This is a genomic window from Idiomarina tyrosinivorans (assembly GCF_003987475.1).
Lineage (GTDB): Bacteria > Pseudomonadota > Gammaproteobacteria > Enterobacterales > Alteromonadaceae > Idiomarina > Idiomarina tyrosinivorans.
Genome location: NZ_PIQH01000010.1, coordinates 13,170 through 28,921, shown reverse-complemented (window position 1 = coordinate 28,921; position 15,752 = coordinate 13,170). Strand labels below are relative to the sequence as shown.

General features: G+C 51.4%; 16 protein-coding genes. 9 read left to right on the top strand and 7 right to left on the bottom strand.

Features of this window, described 5'->3' with window-relative positions; all coding sequences use genetic code 11:
* Positions 1–32 precede the first annotated feature (32 nt).
* From dnaX to CWI84_RS10460, 9 genes are all read left to right on the top strand, one after another.
* The gene (gene dnaX, locus CWI84_RS10500) at positions 33–1,964 is read left to right on the top strand and encodes a DNA polymerase III subunit gamma/tau (protein WP_126842545.1); all 1,932 of its coding nucleotides are present in this window, start codon (positions 33–35) and stop codon (positions 1,962–1,964) included.
* A gap of 33 nt (positions 1,965–1,997) precedes the next feature.
* Entirely contained in the window at positions 1,998–2,327 is a 330-nt protein-coding gene (locus tag CWI84_RS10495) for a YbaB/EbfC family nucleoid-associated protein (protein ID WP_126842544.1), read from the top strand.
* Between the two features lie 18 nt (positions 2,328–2,345).
* Positions 2,346–2,939 carry a recombination mediator RecR gene (gene recR, locus CWI84_RS10490; RefSeq protein ID WP_126842543.1) on the top strand — a complete coding sequence of 198 codons (594 nt, stop codon included), beginning with the start codon at positions 2,346–2,348 and terminating at the stop codon, positions 2,937–2,939.
* 72 nt (positions 2,940–3,011) lie between these two features.
* The gene (gene htpG, locus CWI84_RS10485) at positions 3,012–4,925 is read left to right on the top strand and encodes a molecular chaperone HtpG (protein ID WP_126842542.1); all 1,914 of its coding nucleotides are present in this window, start codon (positions 3,012–3,014) and stop codon (positions 4,923–4,925) included.
* A 136-nt stretch (positions 4,926–5,061) separates the two neighbouring features.
* Positions 5,062–5,709, top strand: a complete 648-nt coding sequence (gene adk, locus CWI84_RS10480) for an adenylate kinase (RefSeq protein WP_126842541.1) — start codon at positions 5,062–5,064, stop codon at positions 5,707–5,709.
* 2 nt (positions 5,710–5,711) lie between these two features.
* A complete protein-coding gene (locus tag CWI84_RS10475; protein WP_126842540.1) occupies positions 5,712–6,119 on the top strand; it encodes an MAPEG family protein in 408 nt (135 codons plus the stop codon).
* Positions 6,120–6,128: 9 nt separating this feature from the next.
* Positions 6,129–6,920: an alpha/beta fold hydrolase gene (locus CWI84_RS10470; RefSeq protein WP_126842539.1), complete on the top strand. Its 792-nt coding sequence runs from the start codon at positions 6,129–6,131 to the stop codon at positions 6,918–6,920.
* A gap of 55 nt (positions 6,921–6,975) precedes the next feature.
* Complete coding sequence (locus tag CWI84_RS10465; protein ID WP_126842538.1) at positions 6,976–8,151, top strand: aminotransferase class V-fold PLP-dependent enzyme; 1,176 nt, start codon at positions 6,976–6,978, stop codon at positions 8,149–8,151.
* Positions 8,152–8,154: 3 nt separating this feature from the next.
* A complete protein-coding gene (locus CWI84_RS10460) occupies positions 8,155–9,546 on the top strand; it encodes an MATE family efflux transporter (RefSeq protein ID WP_241968779.1) in 1,392 nt (463 codons plus the stop codon).
* 9 nt (positions 9,547–9,555) lie between these two features.
* On the opposite strand, the gene hisIE is transcribed toward CWI84_RS10460, so the two are convergent.
* Genes hisIE through hisD form a run of 7 tightly spaced genes read right to left on the bottom strand, consistent with a single transcriptional unit; the run spans position 9,556 to position 15,730 of the window.
* Positions 9,556–10,164: a bifunctional phosphoribosyl-AMP cyclohydrolase/phosphoribosyl-ATP diphosphatase HisIE gene (gene hisIE / locus CWI84_RS10455; protein WP_126842537.1), complete on the bottom strand. Its 609-nt coding sequence runs from the start codon at positions 10,162–10,164 to the stop codon at positions 9,556–9,558.
* A gap of 9 nt (positions 10,165–10,173) precedes the next feature.
* The gene (hisF, locus tag CWI84_RS10450) at positions 10,174–10,947 is read right to left on the bottom strand and encodes an imidazole glycerol phosphate synthase subunit HisF (RefSeq protein ID WP_126842536.1); all 774 of its coding nucleotides are present in this window, start codon (positions 10,945–10,947) and stop codon (positions 10,174–10,176) included.
* Positions 10,929–11,660 (bottom strand): 1-(5-phosphoribosyl)-5-[(5-phosphoribosylamino)methylideneamino]imidazole-4-carboxamide isomerase, encoded by a 732-nt coding sequence (gene hisA / locus CWI84_RS10445; protein WP_126842535.1) that lies wholly within the window; start codon positions 11,658–11,660, stop codon positions 10,929–10,931. Before hisA ends, hisF begins: the two co-directional genes overlap by 19 nt.
* Entirely contained in the window at positions 11,657–12,253 is a 597-nt protein-coding gene (hisH, locus tag CWI84_RS10440; protein ID WP_126842587.1) for an imidazole glycerol phosphate synthase subunit HisH, read from the bottom strand. Before hisH ends, hisA begins: the two co-directional genes overlap by 4 nt.
* On the bottom strand, positions 12,253–13,329 hold the full coding sequence (gene hisB / locus CWI84_RS10435) for a bifunctional histidinol-phosphatase/imidazoleglycerol-phosphate dehydratase HisB (protein WP_126842534.1): 1,077 nt from the start codon (positions 13,327–13,329) through the stop codon (positions 12,253–12,255). The genes hisH and hisB overlap by 1 nt, the downstream gene beginning before the upstream one ends.
* Positions 13,326–14,417 carry a histidinol-phosphate transaminase gene (gene hisC, locus CWI84_RS10430; protein WP_126842533.1) on the bottom strand — a complete coding sequence of 364 codons (1,092 nt, stop codon included), beginning with the start codon at positions 14,415–14,417 and terminating at the stop codon, positions 13,326–13,328. The genes hisB and hisC overlap by 4 nt, the downstream gene beginning before the upstream one ends.
* Complete coding sequence (gene hisD / locus CWI84_RS10425) at positions 14,414–15,730, bottom strand: histidinol dehydrogenase (protein WP_126842586.1); 1,317 nt, start codon at positions 15,728–15,730, stop codon at positions 14,414–14,416. Before hisD ends, hisC begins: the two co-directional genes overlap by 4 nt.
* Positions 15,731–15,752: the final 22 nt, after the last annotated feature.

Sequence of the window (15,752 nt, the reverse complement as noted above, 5' to 3'; positions counted from 1 at the left end):
GTTAGTCTCTCAAAGTCGGAGGCAATAAAGCAATGAGTTACCAAGTTCTAGCGCGTAAATGGCGACCCAAGCAGTTTGACCAAGTTGTGGGCCAGCGACATGTCTTGCAGCCACTTCACAACGCGTTGGAACAACAGCGTTTACACCATGCGTACTTATTTACCGGAACCCGTGGGGTCGGTAAAACCACGATTGCGCGCATTCTTGCCAAGGCGCTGAACTGTGAGCAAGGGGTTAGTGCGCAGCCCTGCGGACAATGCCAAGCATGTTTAGCTATCGATAATGGTCGGTTTGTCGACCTGCTCGAAATTGACGCGGCGTCACGCACCAAAGTCGAGGACACTCGTGAGCTCCTAGATAACGTTCAATACCGGCCAACGCAAGGGCGTTATAAAGTTTATCTGATCGATGAAGTGCACATGTTGTCGCGCCACAGTTTTAATGCGCTGCTGAAAACCTTAGAAGAACCGCCTGAGCACGTTAAGTTCCTGCTTGCTACCACTGACCCGCAAAAACTTCCCGTTACTATTCTTTCGCGTTGTTTGCAGTTTAACTTGCGAGCGATGGAACCGGCGATCATTCAAGGGCATCTGCAACAGGTCTTGCAACAAGAACAGGTGCCATTTGCGGAGGCGGCACTGATGTCATTGGCACGCGCCGCAAGAGGCAGTATTCGGGACGCGCTAAGCCTAACGGATCAAGCCATCGCGCAAGGAGAGGGATCAGTATCAGAGGCGGCCGTTGAGCAGATGTTAGGCAGCATCCCTGTGGCTAGATTGGTGCCATTGCTGCAAGCTGTTGAACAGCAAGATAGTGCAGCAGTTTTTGCGCAACTGGATGATATGGTGGCATTGTTGCCCGATGTTGGGGCGTTACTGGATCAACTGCAAAGTTTGCTCCATCGCTTAGCCATTTTTCAGGCGGTGCCGAGCAGTGCCAGCGTGAGCGAGCTGGACGCCGCTGCGCAACAGTTGTCGCAACGGTTACCCGCGGAATTGCTACAAGTATTTTACCGGATTGTGATCGAGGGCAAACGCGAACTGCCTTACGCCAATTCTGCGCGTGATGCGGTGGAGATGACGTTGTTGCGGTTGTTAAGTTTGGTCCCTCACTATGATGTCGTAGAACCTTCCCAAGCGCCGTCAACTGCGATAGATGACAGCGAGGAACAGACGGTAGAAGATGATTTAACGGCACAGCAGCAAAAGCTGATGGCCGATGCCGAGCAATTGCGTCAGGCACAACCCAACGAAGCGGAAAAGCCGCCAGCAGAGCCTGTGTTGCAACCTCAACCAGCGCCGCCAGAAGCACCAGAACCAGAATCAGAACCAGAACCAGATGCCAGTGGCGATGACGCATTATCAGCGCTGTTAGCCACCCGGTCTTCGTTGACCGAAAAAAAAAATGAAAAAGTCGTAGAGGTCAGTGAGCCTCTATCAACACCACAGTTTCAACCGCCAGAGCCCGACCCGCAAGCGAATGAACTCGAGTCTGCAACGCTTGAGGATGAACCGGTAGCAACGTTGGCGCCATCGCGTTCGTCCCAAGCATTGCCTGAAATCACTCCTGCTCACAAGGCGGCAAGTGATATTGACCGCTGGAGTGCCATCGTTGAATCGCTTGAAGTGAGTGGCTTGGCGCGGCAAGTGCTATTACACACCGAATTTGTTAAACACGCCGATAATCAATTTCAAATAAATCTTGCTCCACAGCAACAAGCATTGCTCAACGATGCCATCGCCGAGCAGATTACTCAGGCGCTGCAACAGGTATTTGGTGACGCTGCTCAGTTTCAGTGGCAGATTATTGAGCCGCAGCAGCCCACACCCTTTGTGTTGCAGCAGGAAATCGATCAAACCCGTCTGCAACATGCTGCGCATGTGTTAGAATCCGACCCAATTGTGCAGGCACTATCACAACAATTTGGCGCGCAACTGGATCAAAAGTCCGTTAAAGCGCGTTAACTGAATATGATGTAGAGAATTGGAGAAGCCAATATGTTTAAAGGTGGAATGGGTAACATGATGAAGCAGGCGCAACAAATGCAAGAGCGCATGCAAAAAGCCCAACAAGAAATTGCAGAAATGGAAGTGACTGGAGAAGCCGGAGCGGGCTTGGTCAAGGTCACAATGCTGGGCAATCACAACGTCCGCCGTGTAGCCATCGACCCGAGTTTGCTGGAAGATGATGACCAAGAGATGGTAGAAGATTTGGTGGCAGCAGCCGTTAATGATGCGGTGCGTCGAGTTGAACAAACCAGCAAAGAGAAGATGTCTGAATTGACCGGTGGTATGGGATTACCGCCAGGCTTTAAGATGCCATTCTAATTTTGCTGCAGGGCAGTTATGTCAGCTATTGATGATCTAATAAAGGCACTCTGTTGCTTACCTGGCGTCGGCCAGAAATCGGCGCAACGGATGACCTTTCAATTACTGGAACGGCGTCGAGAGGAAGCCAAAGTGCTGGCTCAGGCGCTGTTGACTGCCGCCGATAATGTAGGCCATTGTCAACGCTGCCGGACGCTGACCGAAAATACCCTCTGTAGTATCTGTGAGAGCCCTAAACGGCAAAGCTCAGGTCTGATTTGTGTAGTCGAGACACCGGCCGATGTGATGGCCATTGAGCAGACTTCGCAGTATCAAGGTCGCTATTTTGTTTTAATGGGACATCTATCACCGTTAGATGGCATTGGTCCGGATGATATTGGCCTGGATGTGTTAGAGCAGCAGTTACAGCAGGGCGGTATTGAAGAAGTGATTTTAGCAACCAACCCTACGGTAGAGGGAGAAGCCACCGCCCACTTCATCGCTGACTTAGCGCGACAACATCGCATCACCACTTCGCGCATTGCACATGGGGTACCGGTCGGTGGCGAACTAGGCTATGTCGACCAAACAACGCTAGGGCACGCTTTCAGCGGTCGTAAAAGGCTCGACTGATTGGCTTGAAATTTGTAAAACCATCCCCACTTCTACTGAAGGTGTATTAACAACTCAGTAGGAGAACCCGTTATGGCGGAAGCCCGTCACATTGAAAAGCATGGATTTCAGACTGAAGTGAAGCAACTGCTGCACTTGATGATCCACTCGCTCTATTCCAACAAAGAAATTTTTCTTCGTGAACTGGTTTCTAACGCATCCGATGCGGCTGATAAGCTGCGCTTTAAAGCGCTAAGCGATAACACGCTGTATGGCGATGACGCAGAGTTGCGTGTCCGTTTGCTGATCGATAAAGATGCCAACACCCTGACCATCAGTGATAATGGCATCGGTATGAGCTACGATGAGGTGATGAATAACCTCGGTACAATCGCTAAGTCTGGTACCGCCGAGTTCTTCAGTCAGCTCTCTGGTGATCAAGCGAAAGATAGCCAGTTAATCGGCCAGTTTGGGGTTGGCTTCTATTCCGCCTTTATTGTCGCTGATCAGGTGACTGTGCGCACCCGTGCAGCCGGAGCAGCAACCGATGAGGCGGTTGAATGGCAGTCTGCAGGTGATGGTGAATTCACCATTAAATCGTGTGAAAAAGCGCAACGTGGTACTGATATCATCGTCAAATTGCGCGATGACTCGCTTGAGTTTCTTGATGATTTCCGTTTGCGCGGAATTATCAACAAATATTCTGAACACATCAGTATTCCGGTTCAGCTATGGAAAGATCCAGAACCTGAAAGCAGCGAAGAAGATGGTAAGAAAACGGAAGCCAAACCGGGTGAGTGGGAAACCGTTAACTCGGGTAAGGCTTTGTGGACGCGCGATAAGTCTGATATTAGCGATGAAGAATACAAAGATTTCTACCAATCAATAGCGCATGATTTTGATGAGCCGTTGCTGTGGAGCCACAACAAAGTAGAAGGAACAACGGAATATACCAGCTTACTATACATTCCTAAGCGCGCGCCTTGGGATTTATGGAACCGCGATCAACAGCATGGCGTGAAGCTTTATGTGAAGCGGGTGTTCATTATGGACGACGCCGAGCAACTAATGCCAACTTACTTGCGCTTCGTGAAAGGCTTGATCGACTCCAATGACCTGCCGCTGAACGTTTCTCGCGAGATTCTGCAAGACAATAAAATCACTCGGGCGATGCGTAACGGTAGCACCAAAAAAGTGCTGCAAATGCTGACGAAGTTGGCAAAAGACGATGCTGAACAGTATCAACAATTCTGGGATACCTTTGGGGCAGTATTAAAAGAAGGGCCGGCTGAGGATAACGCAAACCGTGAACGGATTGCCGAACTGCTTCGCTTTGCCTCAACCCATAACGACGATAGCAAACAGTCGGTTAGCTTGGATGACTACAAGGAACGGATGAAAGATGGCCAAAAAGCGATCTACTATATCGTTGCTGACAGTTATGAAGCGGCTAAACACAATCCCGCGTTAGAAATCTTCCGCAAGAAAGGCGTTGAAGTGTTGTTGCTATCAGACCGCATCGATGAGTGGTTAATGAGCCATTTGCCGGAGTTCAAAGAGCTACCTATCCAATCAGTGACGCGCGGTGATTTGGACTTGGGTGAACTGGACGATGCCGAAGAGAAGCAGGCGCAAGAGAAAGCTGAAGCCGATTTCGCTGACCAGTTGAAGCGTTTTAAAGACGCGTTAGGGGATAAAGTTAAGAAAGTGCGGGTCACCCACCGTTTAACCGAGTCACCCGCGTGTATCATTACCGACGAACACGATATGTCGACGCAAATGGTCAAGCTAATGGAGGCAGCAGGGCAGAAAGTTCCAGATACGAAGTATATTTTGGAAGTCAACCCGGAGCACGCGCTGGTGAAGCAAATGGTTGCGGTAGAAGACGCCGAGCAATTTGGCGAATGGGCTGAGTTGTTACTCGACCAAGCAACCCTCGCTGAACGAGGCAGTTTAAAAGATCCTGCCGGCTTCGTGAGTCGTTTGAATAAGCTCATTTTGCGCTAGCCTTAATAGCGCTGTAAAAAAGCCCTGAGAGCGGCATGATACGCGCTCTCAAGGCTTTTCTGTCTTGTAATAAATCAGCTCACCATGTAAAGTTCCCCTCAGACATTTACTTTTGCAGAAAACAACGAGGTTGTTCATGCGCATTATTTTGCTCGGCGCACCAGGAGCGGGTAAAGGCACCCAAGCGCAATTTTTAATGAAGACGTTTGGGATCCCTCAAATTTCTACTGGCGATATGCTGCGCGCAGCCATTCAGTCAGGTTCTGAATTAGGCCAAAAGGCGAAGAAAGTGATGGATGCAGGACAGCTTGTCTCTGACGACATCATTATCGCGTTGGTGAAAGAACGTATTGCCGAACCCGACTGTCAAAACGGCTTTCTTTTAGACGGTTTCCCTCGCACCATTCCACAAGCTGATGCGATGCATGAAGCAGGCATTGATGTGGATCATGTGATTGAATTCAATGTGCCGGATGAAGTGATTGTAAAACGTATGAGTGGTCGTCGTGTTCATCCAGGTTCAGGTCGGGTTTATCATGTTGAACATAATCCGCCGCAACAAGACGGTAAAGACGATGTGACTGGCGAGGAGCTGGTTATTCGTCCCGATGATCAAGAGCAAACGGTACGTAAGCGTTTGGCGGTTTATCATGAACAAACTGAACCTTTGTTAGCGTATTATCGTGACAAAGCGGAAACGACAGCGACTGAGTACCACCAAATTGATGGTACCCAAAATGTTGAGGCGATCAGCCGTGAACTGGGCGAGCGCTTAGGAGCCTAATTATGCCATTACCGCTTACCACTGTCGGCCTATACGCCAGCTTACTGGTTGTTATTTATCTTATTTTGGCTGCCCGCATTATTCGTTTGCGATGGCGCTACCGGGTTGGCATTGGTGAAGGTGATGCGTTGCCGCTGAAAGTTGCGATCAGAGTGCATGGCAACTTTGCTGAATATGTTCCTTTAGCGCTACTGCTGCTGGGTTTTATGGAAATTCAGATGGCCAGCACGGCGTTACTGCATGTGCTCGGTGCGGCGCTAGTGATTGCGCGTATCAGCCATGCTATGGGGTTGACTCGAAGCATCGGAAGTTCGTGGATGCGAATGTTAGGCATGATCCTAACTTTCTCAGTGCTGCTGGTGTCTGCGGGATTTTTACTCGGCCAATACATTTCGTTTCATTGGATGTAATTGCGCACCATGACTGCTGCAACGCAACCAGGTATTTATCGCTGGGGTCCTGAACAGCCGGCGCCAACGGTGGTGTTATTACACAGTTCACAAAGCGCAAGCAGTCAGTGGCGAGCACTGGTTCAGCAATTGGCAAATGACTACCAAGTGATTGCCGTGGATTTATTGGGTTATGGCCAAGCGCCGCAACCTCAATCGCGAGTGCGTTTTCGCTTAGCCGACGAAATACCCAGAGTCGCGGAGGCAGTTGCACAATTTGCGGGTGAACAACCGGTGATCTTGGTGGGCCATTCGTATGGTGGTGCGTTAGCCTTGAAGATTGCCAAGGAACAACCTTTTGCTGTGGCTAAAGTTGCGGTGTATGAGCCAGTTGCTTTCCATGTGCTACCAACAGATTCACCGGGGCTTGAGGAAATTTTAGCCATCAGCGAGGCGATGCGTGGACGCAGCGCTGAAGATTGCACCCGAACCTTCGTCGATTATTGGAATGCATCAGGTTACTTTGATGCCTTACCCAGTAAAATTCAGCAGTTGATGATTGCGCAGGCAGAAAAGGTCTCGCTAGATTTTGATGCCTTGTTAAATGAACCTGCTGCTTTAGAAGATTATGCGGCGGTTCAACAGCCGCTATTATTGTTGCGTGGCGCAGCTACGCGGCGCAGTGCAAAGGCGGTAGCGGCGGCGTTAGAAACGGTGTTACCCAACTACACTGAGAAAATGGTTGAAGCGGGGCACATGGGACCATTGACCCATCCTGCTGAAGTGAATCATTGGCTAAGCGAATTTATTGCCGCAGCGTAATCTCTAGCTGCAGGTCGAAGTACTGCTTTGGCAGGCACAATGCCTGAGGGTTAGCATGAGTTTTCCATTCCAAACCAATCACCCCACAATTAAGTACTTTGATACCGCGGCGACGTGTCAATTACCGGAATCTGTGATCGCTGCTCAGCACGCCTATTGGGAGCATGCACATGCGAATGCTCACCGCGGTTCTCACCAGTTAGCGAGCGCTGCCACCGATGTATGGGAAGGCTGTCGACAACAGGTTGCAACACACCTGCAGGTCGAAATGGAGAATATCAGCCTACAAACCTCGTCAACGCAAGCACTTAATCTTCTGGCGTTAGGTTTGGAAGGTACTGTCAGTGCCGGCCAGAATGTTGTGGTTAGCGCTGCAGAGCATCACGCTAACTGGTTGCCGTGGCAGCGCTTATGTCAGCGTCGTGGCGCTGAGTTTCGTGTTATTCCAGTTGCTGCAGATACGGGCGAATTGCGCAATCCTACAGCCTATATTGATAGCAATACCGCGCTCGTGGCGGTATCGGCTGCATCGAATGTGAGTGGCGTGGTGTTTGACCTAGCGCCATTGTTATCCAGAGCTAGTGCAGCGGGTGCTGTGACTATTGTTGATGGTGCGCAATTGGCCGCCCACCTTGATAACGGTATAGCGACCGAGAATGTCGATGCCTGGGTGTTTTCTGGGCATAAATGTTATGGCCCGACAGGAATTGCGGGACTCTATCTTTCGGCGCGAATGCAGCGACGGTTAGTGCCAGTGATTCTAGGTGGGGGGATGGTAGAAAGCGTTACCACAGATAGCTTCCAGGCCGTTTCTGATATTCGTCGGTTTGAAGCGGGAACGCCTAATGTTGTGGCTGCTGCGGGATTGACGGCAGCGCTTCAGTGGTTGGCAAAACAACCTAAACAACAGCAACGGTTGCACGGCTTTCGGCAGCAGCTCTATGACGCCATTAATAATATTGCGGGAAGCCACATTTTAGCGCCAACGGCACAACATACGCTGCCGTTATTGAGTGCAACCTTCGCCGGGGTGCACCCTCAGGAACTCGCTTGGGCACTGGATCAACAGGGCTTTGCGGTTCGCGCGGGTAGCCATTGTGCACAACCACTAATGCAGCATTGGCAGCTATCGGGGTGCATCCGCATTGCGCCGGGGTTGCATAACAGCGCCGATGAAGTCAGTGCTTTGGCGGCTGCACTCAGCGTTGTAGTCGATATATTACGAGGATAATGAATGAGTAGTTGGTGGCGCCGCAGTACGCCGGAAATGAAAAAGTTGGCCCGGTTGACCGGACCCATCCTAATCGCGCAGTTAACCCAGACCTTAATGAGCGTGGTTGATACGGTGATGGCCGGACAAAAAGGCGCAATAGACCTCGCTGCAGTGTCGGTTGGTTCGAGCATTTGGATTCCGGTGACACTGTTGGTATTTGGTTTAGCGATGGGATTGGCGCCGGTGGTCTCTAATCTGCATGGTGCGAAAAAGTATCACCAACTCGCCAATATGTTGCAGCAAGGCTTTTATACCTGTGTCCTTGGCGGCGTGGTGAGTTTAGCGGGACTGATGTTGTCGCCATGGTTATTGGATGTGATGCAGGTAGAGCCGGAGTTCCGGCAAGTGACTTTGGCCTATATAGGGTACGTGGCTTGGGGGGTGCCCGGGTTTGTGCTGTACGTGGTACTAAGAAACTTTTGTGAGGGGTTATCGCACACCATGCCATCGCTAGTGATTGGCTTTGTCGGTTTGTTGATCAACATTCCTGCAAACTATGCGTTTATTTATGGTCATTGGGGTATGCCCGCATTGGGCGGTGCCGGTTGTGGCCTAGCGACAGCCCTGGTGTTCTGGGGAATGGCATTGTCGCTGTTGGGTTATGTGGTAGTGGCTCGGCGCTTTCAGTCGCTGCAATTATTTGCGACATTTTACTGGCCTAGCTGGGACGACGTGGTGTACCTCATTCGAATTGGTTTTCCGATAGCGATGTCGCTATTTTTTGAGGTGAGTTTGTTTGCTGCCGCCGCCCTAGTTATTGCCCCGTTAGGACCTACGGTGGTTTCCAGCCATCAAATTGCGTTAAATATCTCGTCTTTGGTGTATATGGTGCCGCTAAGCCTGTCCATGGCGGTTACTTTGCGGGTCGGCTTCGCGTTAGGCGCGGGCAATCCCGATAATGCTAAAGTCAGCCATCAGGTCGCATTATTGTTTGGCATGACTTTCGCGACGGTTAACGGCTTAGCCATGTGGTTACTGGGAAGTTGGTTAGCGGGCTTCTATACTGACGACATGGCAATCATTCATTTGGCGGCACAATTGATGGGACTCGCCGCAATTTTCACTATTTCTGACACCTTCCAAGCCATCTCTATGGGGACGTTGCGCGGTTATAAAGACACCAAAGCGGCGATGCTGATTACCTTTGTATCCTATTGGCCGTTTGGTTTGGTGGTTGGCATTATACTGGCACGCAGTGATTGGCTCGTATCGGCGTTGGGAGCCGCCGGCATGTGGATTGGCTTTATCGCCGGACTCAGTTGTGCAGCAGTATTGCTAAGCTGGCGTCTGAAACGGGTGATACGCGACTACCAAACCGCCGCATTTCGACACCAGCTTAATGAAGAAGGCTAGTAGAACAGGTCAACGACGGCGTTCGGCAAGAACCGCCAACACGTCCTTTAACTCGCAGTCGCGGGCTCGCAAAGCCAGTAGCAAGTGAAACAATAGATCGGCACTTTCATTGAGCAAGGCGTCGCGATCTTCCGCTACCGCAGCTAATGCGACTTCGACGCCTTCTTCGCCGACCTTTTGCGCCACCTTGTTAATGCCTTGCTGCAACAGCTTGGCGGTATAGCTCGCGCTGCTGGCTTGTTGCTGGCGCTGGACGATGGTTTGTTCTAACTGTTGCAGCAGCGGCGCACTAGCCTCGGCAAAGCAACTGTTAGTGCCTAAATGGCAGGTAGGTCCTAAGGGCTCGACTAAGGCCAGTAAACTGTCGTTATCACAGTCACTGTGCAGTGACACCAGTTGCAGTCGGTTGCCCGATTGCTCTCCTTTGGTCCATAACCGTTGTTTGCTACGACTGAAAAATGTTACCCAGCCGCTCTGTAGGGTCTCAGCGACCGCTTCGGGGGTCACATACCCCTGCATTAGCACAGTCCCAGTTAAGCTATCCTGAACAATGCAGGGCAGTTGTTGTTGCATCTTTTGCCAAGCCAACTCGGCGTAATTATCTAGCGTTACTTGCATCGTTTGTCCTTACCAGCGCACTGGGATACTGTGGGTTTGCATCGCTTGCTTGACCTCAGCTACGGTGCATTGTTGGCGGTGAAAAATGGACGCGGCTAGCGCACCATCGACATTGCACTGCTTAAACACCTCAACAATATCGTTAGCGCTACCTGCACCGCCAGACGCTATCAATGGGACTGCACAACGCTGCCGAATATCTGCTAATTGTTGAATATCGTAGCCGCGCCGTACACCGTCTTGATTCATGCAATTTAACACGATTTCACCGGCTCCTCGGTCGACCACTTCAGCCACCCAGTCTGCGGTTGCCCACGTGGTCGCTTGCGTGCGTTTCTCATCGCCAGTAAATTGGTACACCACGTAGCGTTGTTGCTCAGCATCGTAATAGCTATCAATGCCGACAACCACGCACTGTTGGCCAAACTCATCGACGAGTTGATTGACCAATTCAGGATTGCTGAGTGCTGGCGAATTAATGGATATTTTATCGGCGCCCATGGCTAGCAATTGTTGGGCCTGAGCAAGGCTGCGAATACCGCCGGCGACGGTAAAAGGAATGTTAATTTCACGGGCAACCCGTTCGACCCAGCTTTTATCAACAACGCGGCCATCGGCAGACGCCGTAATATCGTAAAATACCAGTTCATCGGCACCTTGGTCGCGGTAGCGCTGAGCCAATTCAACGATACCCCCAACATCTTGGTGATCACGAAATTGCACACCTTTAACGACTCTCCCCGCACGAACATCCAAACACGGGATTACGCGTTTTGCCAACATGAAACTGCCTCCTTCACTGTGAATGCACCCGTTAACAGTGATTTACCCAAAATCGCACCGCTGCAGCCAATCCCTTTAAGTTGCGCAAGGTCAGCCAAGGAATGCACACCACCAGAGGCTTGCCAGTTTAGTTTTGGGTAGCGTGCCACTAAGTCGCTATAGAGTTCAGAATTGGCGCCGCTGAGCATGCCATCGCGGCTGATGTCGGTGCATAATACGGTTGTGCCGCCATTGTCGATAAATGCCGGCAAAACTTCCTCGATACTAACTGACGAGGTACTTTGCCAACCATCGGTGGCGACCATGGGGTGACCGTCTATCACGTTGACATCAAGTGCAAGAACAATGCGTTCACCACCAAAATGCTGCAGCCATTGGAGAAACGTTTGCGGCTGCTTAACCGCGGCGGAACCAACCACAACCCGCTCGAATCCTAACGCTAATAATTCAGTGATGTCCTCTTGTCGTCGCACACCACCGCCAACTTGGCAAGGCACTGAACAGGCTTTGGCAATCTGTGCCAACAGCTGACGCTGACGGTTATTCGGATTCTTAGCCCCATCGAGATCAACAAAGTGCAGATAGCTTGCGCCTTGCGCAATATAGTCCTGAACGATGGCTAAAGGCGTCTCGCTGTAAGTTGTTTGTTGGCTAAAGTCCCCTTGCTGGAGCCTTACAACGCGACCGTTTATAAGATCTAACGCGGGAATCATGCGGCCTCCATTGCTAAAAAGTCGGCGAGTAAACGCTCTCCAACAGCACTTGAGCGTTCAGGGTGAAATTGCATACCGTAAAAATTATTAGCGCCAATCATTGCCGAAAACGGTTGCGGATAACTGCTGGTGGCCAAGGTGTAATCGCCCACGGGTACGGCATAACTGTGCACAAAATAGCAATAGCTTGGTGCGGTTAACGATTTCGTTAATGGGTGTTCGCGGGTGGCGAGTAGTTGGTTCCAGCCCATGTGTGGCGATGGCAAATTGGCGCACGCTAGGCGTTCGGTTATGCACGGAATCACGCCTAAGCAGTCAACATCTCCCTCAGCCGAACGCAGCCCCAGTAGTTGCATCCCCAAGCAAATACCAAGCACGGGTTGGGTTAACTGCTGGAGTGGCTCCACCAGTTGCTTTTGCTGCAGGTTACGCATGGCCGCACGGGCACTGCCGACACCCGGTAAAATGACCTTATCTGCCTGCTTGATCCGCGCACTATCGTCGCTAATTGTCGGCGTAATGCCGAGCCGTTCAAGTGCGTATTTCACCGAGGCTAAATTAGCGCAATCGGTATTGACGATGACAACGTCCATCATAACACTCCTTTCGTCGATGGCATGGCATCAGAGCCATTGCTCTTGATCGCTTGGCCGAGAGCCCGACCAAACACTTTAAAGAGACTTTCGACTTGGTGATGGGTATTACCCGCGGTCGTTGAAAGGTGTAAAGTGAGTTGCGCAGCATCAGCCAAGGAGCGGAAAAAGTGCTCCACCATTTCTGTTGCCAAACCCCCTACGGTGACACGGCTGAACTCAGCTTGCCATTGCAAGTACGGACGTCCGGAAAGATCTAACACGCATTCCGCACGGCACTCGTCCATTGGCAGAACGAACCCAAACCGCTGGATACCGCGCTTATTCCCCAATGCCTGGCGCAATGCCAAACCGAGGGTAATGGCGGTGTCTTCAATGCTGTGGTGATCATCAATGTGTAGATCGCCTTGCACCTGCAGTTGTAACTGAATACCTGAGTGAGCGGCTATTTGCTCTAACATGTGGTCAAAGAAACCAATCCCAGTGCTAATCTCGCTGCCTGAATTACGGTCAAGGTTCAGTTTTACCCGAATCTGGGTTTCCTTGGTATTGCGTTGTTGCTCAGCGACGCGAGGGCGAAGCAATAATTGTTCACAAATCTGTTCCCAGTTGCATTGCTCGCGGTCGTATTGCAGAGCGGGTAAGCCCATATTTTGCGCGAATTGGATGTCAGTTTCGCGGTCGCCAATCACCCATGAGTCGCGAAAATCAATTAAGCCCTGTTGCAACTCATCGCTGACTAAACCGAGCCGAGGTTTGCGACATGAGCAGTCTTGTTCGGCAAAATGCGGGCAAATATAGATAGCGGAAAACTGGATGCCCTGCGAGGCTAAAATATCCAACAGCAGTTGTTGCGGCGGATCGAAATCTGCTTGCGGAAATGATGCCGTGCCCAGACCGTCTTGGTTAGACACCATGACTAAGCGGTAACCACTGGCTTGTAATTTCAGTAGCGCTGGGATCACGCCTGGCTCCAATGCAAATTTTTCCAGACTGTCGAGTTGTTTGTCGATTGGCGGTTCTTTTACCAAGGTGCCATCGCGGTCAATGAACAGCGTTCTTTGAGCCTGTGTCATTGTACTTCTCCCATACATTGGTCGCTATTTTGGTAGGCAGCCAAGGCCGCTAACAGTTGCGTATTTTCGTCTGCTGAACCGACCGTAAAGCGCAGGCAAGCCGGCAGTCCAGGTTGTTTCGATTGATTGCGCACAACAATGCCTCGCTCGGCTAAGTACTGTTGAATCGTCGCGCTTTGTCGGTGAGCGACTAACAAAAAGTTGGTTTCTGAGGCACTCAGCAGGGCAAATCCTGGTTGCTGGCTGAACCATTGCTGTAACCGTTGCCGTTGTTGCAATAGCAGGCTAACGCGTTGCTGCATGGCTGTGATTGCTGCTGGTGCGGTAACCTGCTGTGCTTGCCTAAGGCTGCTAACGGGTAGCGGGTATGGAGCTAGGATCTTGCTCAGTAAGCCAATCAATTCGGCACTACCAACAACAAAGCCACAGCGTGCTCCCGCAAGCGCAAATGCCTTGGACAACGTGCGTAACACAACTAAGTTAGGGTATTTCTGCAGCCAGTTTGTAGCACTCTGCTGGTCGCTAAACTCAAAGTAGGCTTCATCAACCACCACCATAGTGTTGTCGCATTCGCGAATGAGGTGCTCTAACACCTCGGCTTCAATCGCGGCGCCGAGCGGATTAGAGGGTTGGCAAAGGAATACCAATTTAGCACTTTTCGCCGCCGCGATAACAGCGTCGCAATCAGGCTGCCACTGTGGGCCTTGCAACGGCACATCAACCACCTCAACCGCGTAACTTTGCGCAGCAATTTGGTACATGCCATAGGTTGGCGAGGTAATCACAATGCGGTCTATTCCCGGTTCACAAAAGGCCCGAAGCAATAGATCAATGCCTTCGTCGGCACCGCGGCAGCTCAGCAATTGTTGTGGCTGCACACCACAGTAGTCGGCGAACTGTTGGTTTAGCGTTAGCGACTGAAAGTCTGGGTAGCGGTTCAATTGCGTCTCAGCACCCTCTACGCTTGGTGCAAAGGGTGACTCGTTAGCATTTAGCCAGCAACTTCCTCGTTGTGCTTCGCGCCTTGCTGAAGCATAGGGTGTAAGGGCTTTTAAGTGTTGGCGTTGCAATCGGTCGATGATACTCATGAGCGTTCCTCCACGCGAATACTCACCGCACGAGCATGCGCATCGAGGCCCTCTAAGTTTGCCAAGGTCGTAATCGTCGGGGCTAGTTGACGTAGCCCATCTGCGGTAACGGTTTGTACGGTATAACGACGGTAGAAGTCGGTTAAGCCAAGACTACTAAAGCTTTTCGCATAACCATTGGTGGGCAGAACGTGATTAGTACCAGTGGCATAATCCCCCCCCGACTCTGGGGTATAGTCGCCGACAAAAATTGAACCCGCACGGGTGAGTTGCGGCAACCACTGTTCGGCATCCTCCAGTTGCAACGATAAGTGCTCGGGGGCATAGCGTTGACTAATTTCTATCGCTTGTTGGATTGCATTGACCAAGATAATACGGCTATTTGCTAACGCTTGTGCGGCAATGTCGGCACGCGACAGCGAGCCCACTTGCTGCCGTAGTTCGCTCACAACCGCATCGGCTAGCGCTAAACTGGGGGTGAGCAACAGCACCTGCGAGTCAGCGCCGTGCTCCGCTTGCGAGAGCAGGTCTGCAGCGATATAACGCGGGTTCGCGCGGCTATCAGCAATCACCATCAGCTCTGACGGTCCGGCTGGCATATCGATGCTGCAACCGGCAACGGAATTAGCAATATATTGCTTGGCTTGGGTAACGTAACGATTGCCTGGGCCGAAGATTTTATCAACTGACGCAATGCTTTCAGTGCCATAGGCGAGGGCTGCGATCGCTTGCGCGCCACCGCAACGATAAATCTCGCTAATGCCGCAGCGTTTGGCCGCATACAGCAGAGCTGCTGGCAGTTCACCGGAGGCAGAGGGAGGCGATACCAAAACTACGCGACGACAACCGGCAAGCTGCGCCGGAATACCCAACATCAACGCAGTAGAGGGTAATACTGCTGAGCCGCCGGGAACGTACAATCCTACCGCATCGAGTGCGGCGAAACGCTGTTCACAGGTAACGCCTTGTTGTGTTTCAACCACGATATCACGCGGCTGTTGGCGTTGATGAAACGCGTAAATGTTAGCGTACGCTGCGTCGATAGCAGCGCGCACATCTGCGCTCACAGCTTGCTCGGCACTAGCGATTTGTTCAGGGGCTACAGCAAGCTCCGTTAATGTTGCGCAGTCAAAGCTCTGGGTATAGCCGAGTAAGGCTTTATCGCCACCCGTTTTGACCGCTTCACAAATCGTTTGCACTTGTTGTTTTAAGGCCGAGTCTTGTTCGGCCAACGGACGCTGCAACAGTTGTTGTTGCGCTGATTGACCTAATCCCTGCCACTGCTGCACGGCAATGGATGGGATTGTTAGCATTTTAGCAGCGGCTGTCGGCGGA

Bases quoted from the DNA above. Each gene is read 5' to 3' on its own strand.
- dnaX (WP_126842545.1), top strand. From the start codon at position 33: ATGAGTTACCAAGTTCTAGCGCGTAAATGGCGACCCAAGCAGTTTGAC.
- CWI84_RS10495 (WP_126842544.1), top strand. From the start codon at position 1,998: ATGTTTAAAGGTGGAATGGGTAACATGATGAAGCAGGCGCAACAAATG.
- recR (WP_126842543.1), top strand. From the start codon at position 2,346: ATGTCAGCTATTGATGATCTAATAAAGGCACTCTGTTGCTTACCTGGC.
- htpG (WP_126842542.1), top strand. From the start codon at position 3,012: ATGGCGGAAGCCCGTCACATTGAAAAGCATGGATTTCAGACTGAAGTG.
- adk (WP_126842541.1), top strand. From the start codon at position 5,062: ATGCGCATTATTTTGCTCGGCGCACCAGGAGCGGGTAAAGGCACCCAA.
- CWI84_RS10475 (WP_126842540.1), top strand. From the start codon at position 5,712: ATGCCATTACCGCTTACCACTGTCGGCCTATACGCCAGCTTACTGGTT.
- CWI84_RS10470 (WP_126842539.1), top strand. From the start codon at position 6,129: ATGACTGCTGCAACGCAACCAGGTATTTATCGCTGGGGTCCTGAACAG.
- CWI84_RS10465 (WP_126842538.1), top strand. From the start codon at position 6,976: ATGAGTTTTCCATTCCAAACCAATCACCCCACAATTAAGTACTTTGAT.
- CWI84_RS10460 (WP_241968779.1), top strand. From the start codon at position 8,155: ATGAGTAGTTGGTGGCGCCGCAGTACGCCGGAAATGAAAAAGTTGGCC.
- hisIE (WP_126842537.1), bottom strand. From the start codon at position 10,164: ATGCAAGTAACGCTAGATAATTACGCCGAGTTGGCTTGGCAAAAGATG.
- hisF (WP_126842536.1), bottom strand. From the start codon at position 10,947: ATGTTGGCAAAACGCGTAATCCCGTGTTTGGATGTTCGTGCGGGGAGA.
- hisA (WP_126842535.1), bottom strand. From the start codon at position 11,660: ATGATTCCCGCGTTAGATCTTATAAACGGTCGCGTTGTAAGGCTCCAG.
- hisH (WP_126842587.1), bottom strand. From the start codon at position 12,253: ATGGACGTTGTCATCGTCAATACCGATTGCGCTAATTTAGCCTCGGTG.
- hisB (WP_126842534.1), bottom strand. From the start codon at position 13,329: ATGACACAGGCTCAAAGAACGCTGTTCATTGACCGCGATGGCACCTTG.
- hisC (WP_126842533.1), bottom strand. From the start codon at position 14,417: ATGAGTATCATCGACCGATTGCAACGCCAACACTTAAAAGCCCTTACA.
- hisD (WP_126842586.1), bottom strand. From the start codon at position 15,730: ATGCTAACAATCCCATCCATTGCCGTGCAGCAGTGGCAGGGATTAGGT.